This is a genomic window from Prauserella sp. PE36 (assembly GCF_003311655.1).
Taxonomy (GTDB): domain Bacteria; phylum Actinomycetota; class Actinomycetes; order Mycobacteriales; family Pseudonocardiaceae; genus Prauserella_A; species Prauserella_A endophytica.
Genome location: NZ_QEQT01000054.1, coordinates 1 through 16,274 on the forward strand (window position 1 = coordinate 1; position 16,274 = coordinate 16,274).

15 protein-coding genes are annotated in these 16,274 nt (G+C 70.4%); 12 read left to right on the forward strand and 3 right to left on the reverse strand.

Annotation, left to right across the window (positions count from 1 at the left end; translation table 11 throughout):
• Window positions 1-363: 363 nt before the first annotated feature.
• Complete coding sequence (locus DI005_RS12885) at window positions 364-1,371, reverse strand: LacI family DNA-binding transcriptional regulator (protein ID WP_113642254.1); 1,008 nt, start codon at window positions 1,369-1,371, stop codon at window positions 364-366.
• Between the two features lie 225 nt (window positions 1,372-1,596).
• Here DI005_RS12885 and DI005_RS12890 point away from each other — a divergent pair, with 225 nt between their 5' ends.
• The 12 genes from DI005_RS12890 (at window position 1,597) to DI005_RS12945 (ending at window position 15,530) form a co-directional block, all read left to right on the forward strand.
• The gene (locus tag DI005_RS12890) at window positions 1,597-3,114 is read left to right on the forward strand and encodes a sugar ABC transporter ATP-binding protein (protein ID WP_113642242.1); all 1,518 of its coding nucleotides are present in this window, start codon (window positions 1,597-1,599) and stop codon (window positions 3,112-3,114) included.
• Window positions 3,111-4,112 carry an ABC transporter permease gene (locus DI005_RS12895; protein ID WP_113642243.1) on the forward strand — a complete coding sequence of 334 codons (1,002 nt, stop codon included), beginning with the start codon at window positions 3,111-3,113 and terminating at the stop codon, window positions 4,110-4,112. Before DI005_RS12890 ends, DI005_RS12895 begins: the two co-directional genes overlap by 4 nt.
• Window positions 4,105-5,160 carry an ABC transporter permease gene (locus DI005_RS12900; protein ID WP_112265181.1) on the forward strand — a complete coding sequence of 352 codons (1,056 nt, stop codon included), beginning with the start codon at window positions 4,105-4,107 and terminating at the stop codon, window positions 5,158-5,160. The genes DI005_RS12895 and DI005_RS12900 overlap by 8 nt, the downstream gene beginning before the upstream one ends.
• Complete coding sequence (gene rhaS / locus DI005_RS12905) at window positions 5,157-6,245, forward strand: rhamnose ABC transporter substrate-binding protein (RefSeq protein ID WP_112265180.1); 1,089 nt, start codon at window positions 5,157-5,159, stop codon at window positions 6,243-6,245. Before DI005_RS12900 ends, rhaS begins: the two co-directional genes overlap by 4 nt.
• A complete protein-coding gene (locus DI005_RS12910) occupies window positions 6,245-6,574 on the forward strand; it encodes an L-rhamnose mutarotase (protein ID WP_112265179.1) in 330 nt (109 codons plus the stop codon). Before rhaS ends, DI005_RS12910 begins: the two co-directional genes overlap by 1 nt.
• 25 nt (window positions 6,575-6,599) lie before the next feature.
• Window positions 6,600-7,766, forward strand: a complete 1,167-nt coding sequence (gene rhaI, locus DI005_RS12915; protein ID WP_113642244.1) for an L-rhamnose isomerase — start codon at window positions 6,600-6,602, stop codon at window positions 7,764-7,766.
• Window position 7,767: 1 nt separating this feature from the next.
• Window positions 7,768-9,804 carry a bifunctional aldolase/short-chain dehydrogenase gene (locus DI005_RS12920; protein ID WP_113642245.1) on the forward strand — a complete coding sequence of 679 codons (2,037 nt, stop codon included), beginning with the start codon at window positions 7,768-7,770 and terminating at the stop codon, window positions 9,802-9,804.
• 178 nt (window positions 9,805-9,982) lie between these two features.
• Window positions 9,983-11,395 (forward strand): L-fucose/L-arabinose isomerase family protein, encoded by a 1,413-nt coding sequence (locus DI005_RS12925; protein ID WP_113642246.1) that lies wholly within the window; start codon window positions 9,983-9,985, stop codon window positions 11,393-11,395.
• Window positions 11,392-12,792: a rhamnulokinase family protein gene (locus tag DI005_RS12930; RefSeq protein ID WP_113642247.1), complete on the forward strand. Its 1,401-nt coding sequence runs from the start codon at window positions 11,392-11,394 to the stop codon at window positions 12,790-12,792. The genes DI005_RS12925 and DI005_RS12930 overlap by 4 nt, the downstream gene beginning before the upstream one ends.
• Window positions 12,789-13,523, forward strand: coding sequence for a (Fe-S)-binding protein (locus tag DI005_RS12935; protein ID WP_113642255.1), 735 nt, complete (start codon window positions 12,789-12,791; stop codon window positions 13,521-13,523). Before DI005_RS12930 ends, DI005_RS12935 begins: the two co-directional genes overlap by 4 nt.
• Window positions 13,502-14,938: a LutB/LldF family L-lactate oxidation iron-sulfur protein gene (locus DI005_RS12940; RefSeq protein ID WP_113642248.1), complete on the forward strand. Its 1,437-nt coding sequence runs from the start codon at window positions 13,502-13,504 to the stop codon at window positions 14,936-14,938. Before DI005_RS12935 ends, DI005_RS12940 begins: the two co-directional genes overlap by 22 nt.
• A complete protein-coding gene (locus DI005_RS12945) occupies window positions 14,922-15,530 on the forward strand; it encodes a lactate utilization protein C (protein WP_113642249.1) in 609 nt (202 codons plus the stop codon). The genes DI005_RS12940 and DI005_RS12945 overlap by 17 nt, the downstream gene beginning before the upstream one ends.
• A gap of 99 nt (window positions 15,531-15,629) precedes the next feature.
• Here the strand turns inward: DI005_RS12945 and DI005_RS12950 are convergent, their stop codons facing one another.
• Window positions 15,630-16,055 (reverse strand): PIN domain-containing protein, encoded by a 426-nt coding sequence (locus tag DI005_RS12950; RefSeq protein ID WP_113642250.1) that lies wholly within the window; start codon window positions 16,053-16,055, stop codon window positions 15,630-15,632.
• A complete protein-coding gene (locus DI005_RS12955) occupies window positions 16,052-16,261 on the reverse strand; it encodes a type II toxin-antitoxin system VapB family antitoxin (RefSeq protein WP_112265165.1) in 210 nt (69 codons plus the stop codon). Before DI005_RS12955 ends, DI005_RS12950 begins: the two co-directional genes overlap by 4 nt.
• Between the last annotated feature and the right edge of the window lie 13 nt (window positions 16,262-16,274).

Here is a 16,274-nt window from a genome sequence, read left to right on the forward strand (position 1 = left end):
CGAGTCCCCCGCTCCGACACGCGAGTTGCCCGCTCGGTCCCGCGAGTCCCCCGCTCCGACACGCGAGTTGCCCGTTCGGTCCCGCGAGTCCCCCGCTCCGACACGCGAGTTGCCCGTTCGGTCCCGCGAGTCCCCCGCTCCGACACGCGAGTTGCCCGCTCGGTCCCGCGAGTCCCCCGCTCGGGCTGGCGAGTTGCCCGTTCGGGGCGAGCGGGAGCGCACAACTCGGCGTCCTGAGCGCACAACTCGGTGTCCTGAGCGGGCGACTCGGTGTCCTGAGCGGGCGACTCGGTGTCCTGAGCGGGGGACTCGCGGGCTGGAGCGGGGGACTCGCGGGCTGGAGCGGGGGACTCGCGGGCCGCGTCAGTGCCGGGTTGATTCCCTGGTCACCAGTTCGGGTTTGAACATGACCTGCTGGTGGGCGTGGGTGTCCGGGTTGTCGCACTCCTCCACGAGCAGCTGCGCGGCCGCCCGGCCGATCTGCTGCGTCGGCTGGCGGATGGACGTGAGCGGAACAGCCGCGTCGGCGGCGAACTCGATGTCGTCGTAGCCGACGATCGCAAGGTCACCCGGTACTCGCCTGCCCGTGGACAGTGCGGCGCGCAGCACGCCGAGCGCCATGAGGTCGTTGGCGCAGAACGCCGCCGTCGCCCGCTCGCCCTGCTCGAACCGGGCGCGGGCGACGTCGTGGGTGCTGCGCGCGTTCATCACCGGGATCTCTACCACCTCGATCGCGGCGTCCGGGTCGAGGCCGGCCGCCGCGACGGACCGCCGCAGGCCGGTGAGGCGGTCGGCGCATTGGCTCAGCCCGAGCGGCCCGGAGAAGTACACGATCCGCTCGTGCCCCTGCGCCACCAGATGCGCGCCTGCCAGCTCCCCGCCCACGACGTCGTCCACGGCCACCGAGCAGCAGTTGACCCTCGGGTCGTGCCGGTCGACGAGCACCGTGGGCGTTCCTCGTCTGCGCAGCGCGTCGAGCCGCTCGGAGCTGACCTCGATCGGCGTGATCAGCACCCCGCGCACCCGCTGCTCCTCCAGCACCTGGAGGTACCGGTTCTCGCGGGAGGTCTGGTCGTCGGAGTTGCACAGCACCACGGCGTAGCCCAGCTCGTCGGCGACCTGCTCCACCCCGCGGGCCACGTCGTGGAAGAACGGGTTGGCCATGTCGAGCACGATGAGTCCGATCGAACGGCTGGTGCCCGCCCGTAGCTGTGCCGCGGAGGAGTTGCGGACGAAGCCGAGCGCCGCGATCGCCGACTGCACCGCGGTCCTGGTGGACTCGGCGACGCGCTCGGGGTGGTTCAGGACGTTGGACACGGTGCCGACCGAGACGCCCGCGCGCACCGCGACGTCCTTGATGCTCGGCGACATCGGCGACATACCCTGCCTCGCTCTGTGCTGAAACGTTCAACCGAAAGGTTGCACACCAGGGATTCTGCGATCAGAAGCAAGCTAACACGAGCTGCCGCGAGGGGGCCTGCCGGATCGTTATCAAACGGCACGTCAAGCGGGGTCTTGACGACGCGCCCGGAACGGCCTAACTTGAGCGCCACTCGTGAATGAAACGTTTCACGATCTCCACCGAAGGAGGACATCGTGGCAGCACCGGAACACACCGGCGTGCCGCTACTCGAGCTCCGCGACGTCACCAAGTCGTTTCAGGCGGTCCGCGCCCTGCGCGGCGTCTCCCTCGCGCTCCGTGCCGGGGAGGTGCACGCGCTGGCGGGCGAGAACGGCGCGGGCAAGTCGACCGTCGTCCGGATCATCGGCGGCGAGCACCAGCCCGACAGCGGCGAGGTCCTCCTCGACGGGGAGCCCGTGCGTTTCTCCTCGCCGCGCGAGGCACAGCAGCGCGGCGTCGCAGTCATCCACCAGGAACCCATCCAGTTCCCCGACCTCTCCGTCGCCGAGAACGTGTTCATGGGCCGCCAGCCGCTGCGCCCTGGCCGCCGCATCGACCGCAGGGCCATGCACCGCAGGGCCTCCGAGGTGTTCGAGCAGCTCGGCGTGCCGATCGACCCGGCGCGGCAGACCCGGGGCCTCTCCATCGCCGACCAGCAGATCATCGAGATCGCCAAGGCGCTGGTCGCCGACGCGCGGACCATCGTCATGGATGAGCCGACGGCCGCACTGTCCGCTGTGGAGGCCGAGCGGTTGTTCCGCGTCGCGCGCGGACTCGCCGAACGCGGCGCGGCGCTGCTGTTCATCTCCCACCGCCTCGACGAGATGTATGCACTGTGCGACCGGGTCACCGTGCTTCGCGACGGCTCTTTCGTCGTCACCGAGCGGATGGACGACATCGACAACGACACGCTCGTGCGCCGCATGGTGGGCCGGTCGGTGGAGCAGCTCTTCCCCAAGCGCGACACCGAGGTGGGTGACGAGGTGCTGGTGGTCGACGGCCTCACACGGGCCGGTGTCTACCGGGACATCTCCTTCTCCGTGCGCCGCGGCGAGATCGTCGGACTGGCCGGGCTGGTCGGCTCGGGCCGGTCCGAAGTGGTCAGAGCCGTCTTCGGCGTGGACGACCGGGACTCGGGAACCGTGACGGTGAACGGGAAACCACTGCCGAAGAGCAAGCCGCGTACCGCGATCGAGCAGGGCATCGCGCTGGTGCCGGAGGACCGCAGGGAGCAGGGGCTCGTGCTCGAGCTGTCCATCGAGCGCAACGCGAGCCTCGCGCGGCTGAAGCAGGTCTCGCCGGGCGGGCTCACCCGCCAGTCGAGGGAGCGCGAGCTCGCACGCACGTGGGGCGAGCGGCTCTCGCTGAAGTTCGGCAGGCTCTCCGACCCCGCCGCCACGCTCTCCGGCGGCAACCAGCAGAAGGTCGTGCTCGGCAAGTGGCTTGCCACCGAGCCGTCGGTGCTGATCGTCGACGAGCCGACGCGCGGCATCGACATCGGCGCCAAGGTCGAGGTCCACGCGCTGCTGTCCGACCTCGCCGCCGAGGGCATGGCGGTGCTGCTGATCTCCTCCGAGCTGCCGGAGGTGCTCGGCATGGCCGACCGCGTGCTCGTGATGCACGAGGGCCGGATCACCGCCGAGCTGTCCCGCGACGAGGCCACCGAGGAGTCCGTCATGTACGCCGCGACAGGCAACGGGAGTGCCGCATGAGCCGACTTCGCGCGCTGCTCTCCGGGCGTGAGCTGAGCATCGTCGTCGCGCTCGTCGCCGTGGTGGGTGTGACCACAGCGACCAACCCGTCCTTCCTGAGCGCGCAGGGCATCCACGACCTGTTCCTCAACGCGTCGATCATCGCGCTGCTCGCCATCGGCCAGACGCTCCTGGTGATCACGCGCAACATCGACCTCTCCGTGGGCTCGGTGATGGGCCTGACCGCCTACATGTCGGGCCAGATGTTCATCGCCGACCACGACACGCCAACGATCCTCGTGGTGCTCGCGGGCATGGCACTCGGCGCGGCGTGCGGCGCGTTCAACGGGGCGCTCGTGGCCATCGCGAAGGTGCCCGCGCTCGTGGTGACGCTGGGAACGCTGTACGTCTTCCGCGGCATCAACTACGGCTGGGCGAGCGCCACGGGCGTGCACCAGATCAACGCCGACCAGATGTCGCAGGGCTTCCTCGCGTTCGGCAGCGGTTCGATACTGGGCATCCCACACCTCACGCTGATCGCGCTGGCCGCACTGGTGATCGCCGCGTACGCGCTGCACAACTGGCGCTCCGGCCGCGAGCTGTACGCGATCGGCTCCAACCCGCAGGCGGCGCGCCTTGCCGGTATCCCCGCCGGCAAGCGGGTGTTCACGGCGTTCGTCGTGTCCGGAGCGCTCGTCGGGCTCGCGGGCGTGCTGCACGCGTCGTACTTCGGCACGATCAACGCCTCGGTCGGCACCGGCCGCGAGCTCGCCGTGGTCGCGGCCGTGGTGGTGGGCGGGGTCGCCATCTTCGGCGGCAGCGGGACGGTGCTCGGCGCCGTGCTCGGTGCGCTGCTGCTGACCACGATCACGAGCGCGCTGCCCATCCTCGGCGTGCCCGCCTTCTGGCAGCGCGCCGTCGACGGCGCCGCGCTGCTGCTCGCGATCTCGCTGGACCGGGCGGTGATGGTGCGACTAGCCGAGCGCCTCCGGAAGGAAAGGAGCCTGCGCCGTGCGTGAGAAACTGCTCCGCTGGGAGTCGGTCCTCCTGCTGTTGTGCATCTTCGTGTTCGTGTGGGGCTCGGCGAGCACGCCCGGCTTCGCCGAGACCGACAACATCAGCTTCCTGCTGCTGGACTACACCGAGGTCGCGCTGCTCGCGCTGGCGCTGCTGCCGATCATCCTCACCGGCGAGATCGACCTTTCGGTGGCGTCGATCCTCGGCTTCTGCTCCGCCCTCACGGGTGTGCTGTGGGACGCGGGGATGTCGTTCGAGTCGATCGTGCCGATCGTGCTCGTCGCGGGCGCGGTGCTCGGCTCGCTCAACGCGACGCTGATCGTGAGGTTCGCCCTGCCCGCGCTCGCGGTCACCATCGGCACGCTCGGCCTCTACCGGGGGCTCGCGTACGTGGTGCTCGGCGACGGCGCGGTCACGGGCTTTCCCGACGTCTACCGTCCGATCGCGACGGAGGAGATCCCCGGCACGTTCCTGCCGTACGCGACGCTGGTGGTGCTGCTGCTCGGCGTGCTCGTCGCCGTGGTCGTGCACTACACACCGGTTGGCCGCTCGCTGTATGCGATCGGGCTCGGCGAGCAGACGGCGCGGTTCTCCGGAATTCGCGTGCAGCGCATCAAGTTCGTGCTCTACATCGTGTCGGGCATCCTGTGCGCGATCGCCTCGCTCGTCTACACGTTGCGCTACAACAGCGCCCGCGCCGACAACGCCAACGGCATGGAGTTGATCGCGGTCGCGGCCGTGCTGCTCGGCGGGGTGTCGATCTTCGGCGGCCGGGGCACGGTCGTCGGCGTCGCGAGCGCCCTGCTGCTGATGGCCGGGCTGCGCAACGTGCTGTTCCTCAACGACGTGACCAACGAGATCCAGAACGTGATCAACGGCCTGCTGCTGATCATCTCGGTTCTGGTTCCCGTGGTCGCGAACCTGGTGCGCAGGCGGCGTACACCGGCCGCGGCGGCGATACCGGGATCACCACCACCGCAGGAAACCCTGCCAGACCCCGTGGGGGCGACCGCCGCCCCGCACGGCACCCCCGAGGAGGACCAAAGATGATCCACCACCGATGGAGCGGGAAGCGGGCGTTGCTCGCGGTGACCAGCATGGGCCTCGCGGCCGCGCTGGTGGCCGGCTGTGGCGGCACGACCAAGGACAGCGCCGAGTCCGGCAGCGGATCCGGCGCGAACTCCGAGAAGGTCGCCGACCCGAACGCCCCGATCAAGGAGGGGCTGCAGATCGCCTTCCTGCCGAAGGAGATCGACAACCCCTACGAGAACATCGTCGACCAGGGTGGCATCGCGGCGGTCGCCGAGCTCAAGGGCACCGGCAAGGAGGTCGGCCCCTCGGACGCCTCCGCGTCGTCGCAGGTCTCCTACATCAACACGCTGGTGCAGCAGAACCAGGACGCGATCGTGATCGCGGCCAACGACCCCAACGCCGTCGCTCCCGCGCTCAAGGACGCGATGGCGAAGGGCATCGCGGTCGTCAGCTACGACTCCGACGCCGCGGTGGACGCGCGCCAGGTGTTCGTCAACCAGGCCGACTCCGAGTCGATCGGCCGTTCCCAGATCCAGATGGTGTCCGAGCAGATCGGCGGGAAGGGCAAGATCGCGATCCTGTCCGCGACCCCGAACGCGACGAACCAGAACACCTGGATCGAGTTCATGAAGGACGAGCTGAAGAAGCCGGAGTACAAGGACATCGAGCTGGTCACCGTCGCATACGGGGACGACGACGACCAGAAGTCCTTCCAGGAGACGCAGGCACTGCTGTCCTCCAACCCGGACCTGAAGGCGATCGTCTCGCCGACCACCGTCGGCATCTCGGCCGCCGCGCGCTACATCTCGTCGTCGCCGTACAAGGGCAAGGTGGTGCTCACCGGTCTCGGCACCCCGAACCAGATGCGCCAGTTCATCAAGGACGGCACGGTGAAGGAGTTCGCGCTGTGGGACCCGGAGCAGCTCGGATACCTCGCGGGCTACGCCGCAGCCGCGCTGGCCTCCGGCCAGATCACCGGCAAGGAAGGTGAGGTCCTCAAGGCGGGCAAGCTCGGCGAGCGCAAGATCGGCAAGAACGGGGAGATCATCCTCGGCCCGCCGACCACGTTCAACGCCGACAACATCGACGAGTACGACTTCTGATGGCCACCGGACCTCGGCGTGTCTGCTTCCTGCTCAGGGTGAAGCCGGACCGCATGGACGAGTACCGGCGCAGACACGCCGAGGTCTGGCCGGAGATGCGGGCGGCGTTGCGGGAGACCGGCTGGGGCAACTACTCGCTGTTCCTCGCCCCGGACGGTCTGCTCGTCGGCTACTTCGAGACCGACGACCTCGACGCCGCACTCGAAGGCATGGCAGCAAAGGAAGTCAACGCCAGGTGGCAGGCCGAGATGGCCGAGTTCTTCGAGAACCTCGACGGCGCGCCCGACGAAGGCATCGTGCCGCTGCCCGAGGTCTTCCATCTCGACTGATCCACACCACAAGAGGGAGGGCTCCATGTCCGACTACTCCGCCGTTAAAGCCGCGCTGCGCGAGCAGCGCATCGAGACCCCCTCGTGGGCCTTCGGCAACTCCGGCACGCGGTTCAAGGTGTTCGCGCAGGAGGGGATCCCGCGCGACGCCTACGAGAAGATCGCGGACGCTGCGACCGTGCACCGGTTCACCGGTGTCGCGCCGAGCGTCGCGGTGCACATCCCCTGGGACAGGGTCGACGACTACGCCGACCTCGCCAAGCACGCGGAGAACCTGGGCGTGCGCATCGGCGCCGTCAACCCCAACGTGTTCCAGGACGACGACTACCGGCTCGGCAGTGTCTGCAACCCGGACCCGGCCGTGCGGAAGAAGGCGCTCGGGCACCTGCTCGACTGCGTCGACATCATGGACGTGACGGGTTCGCGGGACCTGTCGATCTGGCTGGCGGACGGGCTCAACTACCCGGGCCAGGACTCCATCGCCGACCGGCAGGCGCGGCTGGAGGAGGCGCTCGCCGCGGTGTACGAGCGGCTGGGCGAGAACCAGCGGATGCTGCTGGAGTACAAGTTCTTCGAGCCCGCGTTCTACGCCACCGACGTGCCCGACTGGGGCACCAGCTACGCGCACTGCCTCGAGCTCGGCGAGAAGGCGCAGGTGCTCGTGGACACCGGGCACCACGCGCCCGGCACCAACATCGAGTTCATCGTGGCGTTCCTGCTGCGCAAGCGCAGGCTCGGCGGTTTCCACTTCAACTCGCGGTTCTACGCCGACGACGATCTGATGGTGGGCGCCGCCGACCCGTACCAGCTGTTCCGGATCATGGTCGAGATCGTGCTGGGCGGTGGGCTCGACGCGGCATCGGGCGTCGCGTTCATGCTCGACCAGTGCCACAACATCGAGCCGAAGGTCCCCGCGCTGATCCGCTCGGTGCTGAACGTCCAGGAGGCCACGGCGAAGGCCCTGCTCGTGGACGCCGACGCGCTGCGGAAGGCGCAGCAGGCCGGGGACGTGCTGGGCGCCAACGGGATTCTCACCGACGCCTTCGCCACGGACGTCCGCCCGCTGCTCGGGGAGCTGCGCGAGGAGATGGGCCTCGACCCGGATCCGATGTCCGCGTACAAGCGCAGCGGCTACGCGGAGCGGATCGTCGCCGAGCGCGTGGGCGGCACCGCCGCCGGATGGGGAGCGTGACATGACCAACCAGGCCGTCACCGATCTGCTCGCGCGCTCGCACGCGCTGGGCGCCGACCGGCGCAACACCAACTACGCGGGCGGCAACGCCTCCGCGAAGGGCACCGACCTGGACCCGGCGACCAACGCCGAGGTGGAGCTGATGTGGGTCAAGGGCTCCGGTGGCGACCTCGGCACCCTGAAGGAGACCGGCCTCGCGGTACTGCGGCTCGACCGCATGCGTGCGCTCGTGGACGTCTACCCGGGCGAGGAGCGCGAGGACGAGATGGTCGCCGCGTTCGACTACTGCCTGCACGGTAAGGGCGGCGCTGCCCCGAGCATCGACACCGCGATGCACGGCCTCGTCGACGCGGCGCACGTGGACCACCTGCACCCCGACTCCGGAATCGCCATCGCCACCGCGGTGGACGGCGAGGAGCTGACCCGCAAGGTGTTCGGCGACCGCGTCGTGTGGGTGCCGTGGCGGCGGCCCGGGTTCCAGCTGGGCCTCGACATCGCGGCGATCAAGCAGGCAAACCCGCAGGCCATCGGTTGCGTCCTCGGCGGGCACGGCATCACGGCGTGGGGCGACACGAGCGAGCAGTGCCAGGCGCACTCGCTGGAGATCATCCGCACCGCGGAGGCGTACCTCGCCGAGCACGGCGACCCAGAGCCGTTCGGCAAGGCGCTGCCCGGCTACGAGCCGCTTCCCGAAGAAGAGCGGCGAGCCCGCGCGGCACTGTTGTTCCCCGTGCTGCGCGGGCTCGCGTCCACCGACTCGCCTCAGCTGGGGCACTTCACCGACAGCCCCGAGGTGCTCGAGTTCCTCGCCCACGAGAAGCACCCCGCGCTCGCGGCGCTCGGCACGTCGTGCCCGGACCACTTCCTGCGCACCAAGGTCGCACCGCTCGTGGTGGACCTCCCCGGCAGCGCGCCGATCGACGATGTGCTCGACCGGGTCAGGGAGCTGCACGCGGCCTACCGCGAGGACTACGCCGCCTACTACCGGCGGCACGCGACGCCGGACTCGCCGCCGATGCGGGGCGCCGACCCGGCGATCGTGCTGGTGCCCGGCGTCGGCATGTTCAGCTTCGGGCGCGACAAACAGACCGCGCGCGTGGCGGGCGAGTTCTACGTCAACGCGATCAACGTGATGCGCGGCGCAGAGTCGGTGTCGACGTACGCGCCGATCCCGGAGTCGGAGAAGTTCCGCATCGAGTACTGGGAGCTGGAGGAGGCCAAGCTGCGGCGGATGCCGAAGCCGAAGCCGCTCGCGACCAGGATCGCCCTCGTGACCGGCGGCGGCTCCGGCATCGGCAGGGCGATCGCGCACCGGCTCGCCGCCGAGGGCGCGTGCGTGGCCGTGGCCGACCGCGACCTCTCCTCGGCGACCGAGGTGGCCGAGGAGATCGGCAACACCGACCGGGCCGTGGCCGTTGCCGTGGACGTCACCGACGAGGACGGCATCGCCGCGGCGGTGGCTGCCACGTCACTCGCGTTCGGCGGCGTGGACCTGGTGGTGAACAACGCCGGGCTGTCCGTGTCGAAGCCGCTGCTGGAGACCAGCGCGAAGGACTGGGACCTCCAGCACGACGTGATGGCGCGCGGCTCGTTCCTCGTGTCGCGCGAGGCGGCGCGCGTGATGGTGGCGCAGGGCCTTGGCGGCGACATCGTCTACATCGTCAGCAAGAACGGGGTCTTCGCGGGCCCCAACAACATCGCCTACGGCGCGACGAAGGCCGATCAGGCGCATCAGGTGCGGCTGCTGGCGGCGGAGCTCGGCGAGCACGGCATCCGCGTCAACGGTGTCAACCCCGACGGCGTGGTGCGCGGCTCCGGCATCTTCGCGTCCGGCTGGGGCGCGCAGCGCGCGGCCGTGTACGGGGTGCCGGAGGAGGAGCTGGGTGCCTTCTACGCGAAGCGGACCCTGCTCAAACGGGAGGTGCTGCCCGAGCACGTCGCGGGCGCGGTGTTCGTGCTGACCGCGGGCGACCTCTCCCACACCACCGGCCTGCACATCCCGGTCGACGCCGGTGTCGCAGCCGCGTTCCTGAGGTGAGGTGAATGCAGTGAAGGCCACCATGCCTGCGTTGGACGCAGTGAAGGTGGCCTTCACTGCGGGGTGGGCGTTCCGTGGTGGGCCTTGATGCAGTGAAGGCCACCATGCCTGCGTTGAACGCAGTGAAGGTGGCCATCACTGCATCGGCGGACCGGCTTTTCTTGACAGAGGAGGCTCCATGAGCGACACGAAGCGGCGGCCCCGGATCGGGCTGGTCGCGGGCGGGCTGGGTGCCTACTGGCCGCAGTTCCCCGACCTGTTGCCGACGCTGAAGCAATCGTCGGCGTACGTGAGCGAGCGCATCACCGGCTTCGATGCTGAGATCGTGGACGTCGGGTTCATCTCCGACGCACAGGAGGGCGCCGCCGCGGCCGAGAAGCTGCGCGCGGCGGGCTGTGACCTCATCGTCGGGTTCCTCACGACGTACATGACGGCCACGATGCTCATGCCGATCGCGCAGCGCAGCGGCGCTCCGGTGCTGCTGATCAACCTGCAGCCCACCGAGTCGATGGATCACGCCACCTTCGACACCGGGCAGTGGCTCGCCTACTGCGGCGCGTGCCCGCTGCCGGAGATGGCGAACGCGTTCCGCCGCGCGGGCGTGGAGTTCCGCAGCGTGTCCGGGCACCTGCGCGACGAGCGTGCGTGGGCCAAGATCGGGCGCTGGATCTCCGCTGCCGCCGTGCGCAAGGTGCTGCGCCACGGCAGGCACGGGCTCATGGGGCATCTCTACCCCGGCATGTACGACGTCTCCACCGACCTGACCATGGTCAACGCCCACTTCGGCGGGCACGTCGAGGTGCTGGAGTTCGACGACCTGCGCGTGCGCGTCGAGCAGGTCACCGACGCCGACGTGGCCGCAAAGGTCGCCGAGGCCGAGTCGGTCTTCGAGCTGGACGCGTCGGTCAACCGCGAGGACCTCGAATGGGGCGCGAAGGTGGCCGTGGGCCTCGATCGGCTCGTCGCCGACTTCGATCTCGACAGCCTCGCCTACTACCACCGCGGCCTCGATGGGGAGACCCACGAGCGGCTCGGCGCCGGGATGATCCTCGGCGCGAGCCTGCTCACCGCGCGCGGCGTCCCGGCCGCCGGGGAGTACGAGCTGCGCACGAGCATCGCGATGTTGATCATGGACGTGCTCGGCGCGGGCGGGTCGTTCACGGAGCTGCAGGCGCTCGACTTCGAGCGCGGGCACGTCGAGATGGGCCACGACGGCCCCGCGCACCTGGCGATCAGCGCGAAGAAGCCGCTGCTGCGCGGGCTCGGCGTCTACCACGGCAAGCGCGGCTGGGGTGTGTCCGTCGAGTTCGACGTCGCGCACGGCCCGGTGACGCTGTGCGGGATTGGCCAGGACCGCGAGGGCCGGTACTCGCTGATCGTGTCGGAGGGCGAGGTGGTGGACGGGCCGCTCATGCGCATCGGCAACACCACGAGCCGCGTCGACTTCGGGCGCGACCCCGGCGAATGGACCGACGAGTGGTCCGCCAGCGGCGTCGCCCACCACTGGGCGCTCGGTGTCGGGCACCGGGCCGCCGAGCTGCGCGCCGTGGCGAGCCTGCTGGGCGTTCCGCTGGTCGAGGTAGGCCGGTGACCGCTTTCGTCGCCGTCGACCTCGGCGCCACGAGCGGGCGGGTCATGCTCGGCCGGGTGACCGAGGGGACCATCGACCTCACGGAGCTGCGCCGCTTCCGCACCGGGCCCCGTGAGCGGCCCGGCGGCGGGCTGCGCTGGGACGTCGAGGAGATGTACGGCGAGATCCTCGCGGGCCTGCGCGAGGCCGAGGGCGCGGAGCCGGTGTCGATCGGCATCGACTCGTGGGCCGTCGACTACGGCCTGCTCGACGCGGACGGCAGGCTCGACGGCGATGTGCGCTGCTACCGCGACCCGCGTACCGACGGCATGGCGGCGCGGTTTCGTGAGCGGGTCGACGACGAGACGTTGTACCGCATCACGGGCCTGCAGTACCTGCCGTTCAACACGATCTACCAGCTGCTCGCCGAGCCGGAGGAGCGGCTGTCCGGCAAGACGATGCTGCTGCTGCCCGACCTCATCGGCTACCGGCTGACCGGCGAGTTCGGCGCCGAGGTGACCAACGCGTCCACCACGGCGCTGCTCGACGCCACCACGCGCCAGTGGTCCACGGAACTCGCGGACAAGGTGGGCCTGCCCGCCGGGCTGCTGCCCCCGTTGCGCCAGCCCGGCGAGCCGGTCGGCACCGCCCCCGGCGGGGTGCCGGTGGTGGCCGTGGCCTCGCACGACACGGCCTCGGCCGTGGCCGCCGTGCCCGCTCTCGGCGACCGGTTCGGCTACGTCTCGTGCGGCACGTGGTCGCTCGCCGGGCTCGAACTGCCCGCGCCCGTGCTCACCGACGAGGCCCGCAGGGCCAACTTCACCAACGAGGCCGGCATCGACGGCACGGTGCGGTTCCTGCGCAACACCATGGGCCTGTGGCTGCTCACCGAGTCGCTACGCGTTTGGCGGGAGCGGGGGCACGACATTAGGCTCGACGACGTGCTGAAGGCGGCGATGCGGGAACCGGCTTTCAGGTCCATTGTGGACGCTGATCACCCGGTTTTCCTGACCCCGGGTGACGTGCCCGCGCGCATCGCGACGCTGTGCCGCGAGTCGGGGCAGCCGGTGCCGGAGACCCCGCCCGCCGTCGTGCGCACGATCCTGGAGTCGCTGGCGCTCGCGCATGCCGACTCGCTGCGCACGGCCGCGCGGCTCGCCGACCGCGAGCTCGACGTCGTGCACTTGGTCGGTGGCGGGGCACTCAACGAGCCGCTCTGCCAGTTGACCGCCGACGCGTGCGGCCTCCCGGTGCTCGCGGGCCCGGTGGAGGCGAGTGCGCTCGGCAACGTGTTCGTGCAGGCAAGGGCTGCCGGAGTGCTCGCGGACGTGCCGTCGAGCGCGCCGCTGGCCCGCTACGAGCCGCGGGGAGAGCAGGCGGCGTGGCGCACGGCGGCCGAGCGGGCGGGGCTGGGATGAGCGCGCCACGCGTGGCGCTGTTCGCCACCTGCCTCACCGACACGCTCTACCCGGAGACCGGCAAGGCCGTGGTCCGGCTGTTGACGCGGCTCGGCTGCGACGTCGACTTCCCGCTCGCGCAGACGTGCTGCGGCCAGATGCACTACAACACCGGTTACCACAACCACGCCCGCCCGCTCGCTCGCGACTACGCGGCGACGTTCGAGGGCTACGACCACGTGGTTGCGCCGTCGGGCTCGTGCGGCGCGATGGTGCGGGAGATCCACCCGAGCCTGTGCGGCACGAGCCCCGCCGTGGAGCGCACCTACGAGCTGAGCGAGTTCCTCGTCGACGTGCTCGGCGTGACCGACGTCGGCGCGTACTTCCCGCACCGCGTCACCTACCACCCGACGTGCCACTCGCTGCGGATGCTCGGCGTCGGCGACAAGCCGCTCAGCCTGCTGCGCGCGGTGAAGGGGCTGGAGCTGGTTGAGCTGCCGCAGGCCGAGCAGTGCTGCGGCTTCGGCGGCACGTTCGCGCTCAAGAACGCGGAGACGTCCACGGCGATGCTGGCCGACAAGATGCGCTGCGTGCAGGACACCGGCGCGCAGGTGCTCAGCGCCGGTGACAACTCGTGTCTCATGCACATCGGCGGCGGGCTGTCGCGGCTGCGCACGGGCGTGCGGACGGTGCACCTGGCGGAGATCCTGGCGAGCACGGAGGAGGAGCCATGGGCGGCCGCAACCCGGTGACCTGGCTGGGGAGCCCGGTGTTCCCCAAGGCCGCGAACGAGGCGCTCGCGGACACGCAGCTGCGCCGCAACCTGCGCAAGGCCACCACCACCATCCGCACCAAGCGCGCGGGCGTCGTGGCCGAACTGGACGACTGGGAGCGGTTGCGTCAGGCGGGCGAGGCCATCAAGGACGACGTGCTCGCCAACCTCGACACGTACCTGGTGCGGCTGGAGAAGGCTGTCACCGCGCGCGGCGGCGTCGTGCACTGGGCTCGCGACGCGGAGGAGGCCAATCGGATCGTGCTCGACCTCGTGCGTGCGGAGGGCGCCGACGAGGTCGTGAAGGTCAAGTCCATGGCCACCGCCGAGATCGGACTCAACGAGGCGCTGGAGGCGGGCGGCGTGCGCGCGGTGGAGACCGATCTCGCCGAGCTGATCGTGCAGCTCGGCGACGACCGGCCCTCCCACATCCTCGTGCCCGCGATCCACCGCAACCGCGCGGAGATCCGCGACGTCTTCCGCAGGGGCATGGCCGAGGAGCCCGCCTCGGACGAGCCGCGCGACCTCGCCGAGGCGGCCCGCAGGCACCTGCGGCGAAAGTTCCTGTCGGCCAAGGTCGCCATCTCCGGGGCCAATTTCGCGGTCGCCGACACCGGTTCGATCGTGGTGGTGGAATCCGAGGGCAACGGGCGCATGTGCCTGACCCTGCCGGAAACGCTGATCACCGTGATGGGCATCGAGAAGCTCGTGCCTAGCTGGCAGGACCTGGAGGTGTTCCTGCAGCTGCTGCCGCGATCGTCCACAGCGGAACGGATGAACCCCTACACCTCGGTGTGGTCGGGCGTGACGCCGGGCGACGGGCCGAGGAGGTTCCACCTGGTGCTGCTGGACAACGGGCGCACGGCCACGCTCGCCGACCAGGTGGGGCGGCAGGCGCTGCGGTGCATCCGCTGTTCGGCGTGCCTCAACGTGTGCCCGGTGTACGAGCGCACGGGCGGGCAGGCGTACGGCTCGGTGTACCCGGGTCCGATCGGCGCGATCCTCGCCCCGCAGCTCGCCGGGGACATGCATGACGAGCAGGCGGCGTCGCTGCCGTACGCGTCGTCGCTGTGCGGCGCGTGCTACGAGGTGTGTCCCGTGCGGATCAACATCCCCGAGGTGCTCACCCACCTGCGTGCGGAAGCCGTGCGGGCAAAGGGAAAGCGCACCCCGGAGGCGATCGCGATGGCCGCCGCGGCGTGGGTGTTCGCCGACCCGAAGCGATACGAGGCGGCGCAGAAGGCGGGCTCGCTCTCGCGGCTGCTCGCCCGCGACGGGCGCATCAAACGGCTGCCGGGGCCCGGTGCGAAGTGGACGGACTCGCGCGACGCGCCCGCGGTGCCGAAGGAGTCGTTCCGCGCGTGGTGGAGGAAGAACCATGTTCAGCGCTCGTGACGAGATCCTGGCCCGCATCCGTGCCGTGAACCGCCCGTCGCCGGTGCCGATCCCGAGGGACTACGAGCGCACGCGCACGGTGCCCGACGTGCTGGGACTGCTGGACGAGCGGGTCACCGACTACAAGGCGATCGTGCACCGCGTCGCCGAGGCACAGCTGCCGGACAGGATCGCCGACCGCCTCGCGCTCCGTTCCGTGTCGACGATGGCGGTGCCCTCCGACGTGCCGCCGGAGTGGCGCGTCCCGGCGGTGACGTGGCTGCCCGACGAGCCGCCGCTTCCGCTCGCCGAACTGGACACTGTGGACGGTGTGCTGACGGGCTGCGCGGTGGCGATCGCCGAGACGGGCACGATCGTGCTCGACGCGGGTGCGGGGCAGGGTCGCCGGATGCTCAGCCTGGTGCCCGACTACCACCTGTGCGTGGTGCGAGCCGACCAGGTGGTGACGAGCGTGCCGGAGGCGCTGGCGCGGCTGGAGCCGGGACGCCCGCTGACGTTCATCAGCGGACCGTCGGCGACGAGCGACATCGAGCTGGACCGGGTGGAGGGCGTGCACGGCCCCCGCACCCTGGAGGTCCTGATCGCCACCTGACCAGCCGACCGCAGTGAAGGCCACCTTCACTGCATTGAACGCAGTGAAGGTGGCCTTCACTGCATTGAGGCGAACCTCCGCGGAGCCTCGTGCTGACCGTCAGCTGATCGAGCCCGGCGGCGCGAGCCACGCCACGGGCTGGCCGGTGACCTCGGCGATCTGCTCGAAGTCGTGGTCGTGGTGCACCAGCGTGAGGCCGGCCAGCTCGGCGGTCGCCGCGAGCAGCAGGTCCACGGCACCGGCCGAGCGGTGGGTGCCCGCGGCCGTCAGCGCGTCCTGCACCTCGAAGGCGCGTCGGAAGACCTCGTCGGGAACCGGGAGCCACGTGAACGCCGCGCCGATCAGCTCCACGAGCTGGTCGCGGTCCGCCTTCGATAGAGCCGTGTGCAGGAACTCCAGCTCGACCAGGGGACACGTCGCCACCAGCCCCGCCTCGATCTGCTGCTCCCAGCCCGCCCGCGCCCGCGCGTCGCGCAGCACGCGCACCAGCGCGCTCGTGTCGAACAGGTAGCGGACTGCGATCACCGCCGGTAGGACTCCTTGTCGAGCAGCTCGTCAAACGCCCCGGACTCGCCCAGCTCGGCCAGCCTGGCCAGCGCCTTGGCACGGCGGATGCGCTGCGTGGTCTCCCTCAAGGCGGTGTTGACCGTGTCCTTCTTCGTCTTGGTGCCCAGGAGCCTCGAGGCTTCGGCCAGTGCCTCGTCGTCGATGTCGATCAGTACCTTCGCCACGAACGCCTCCCGG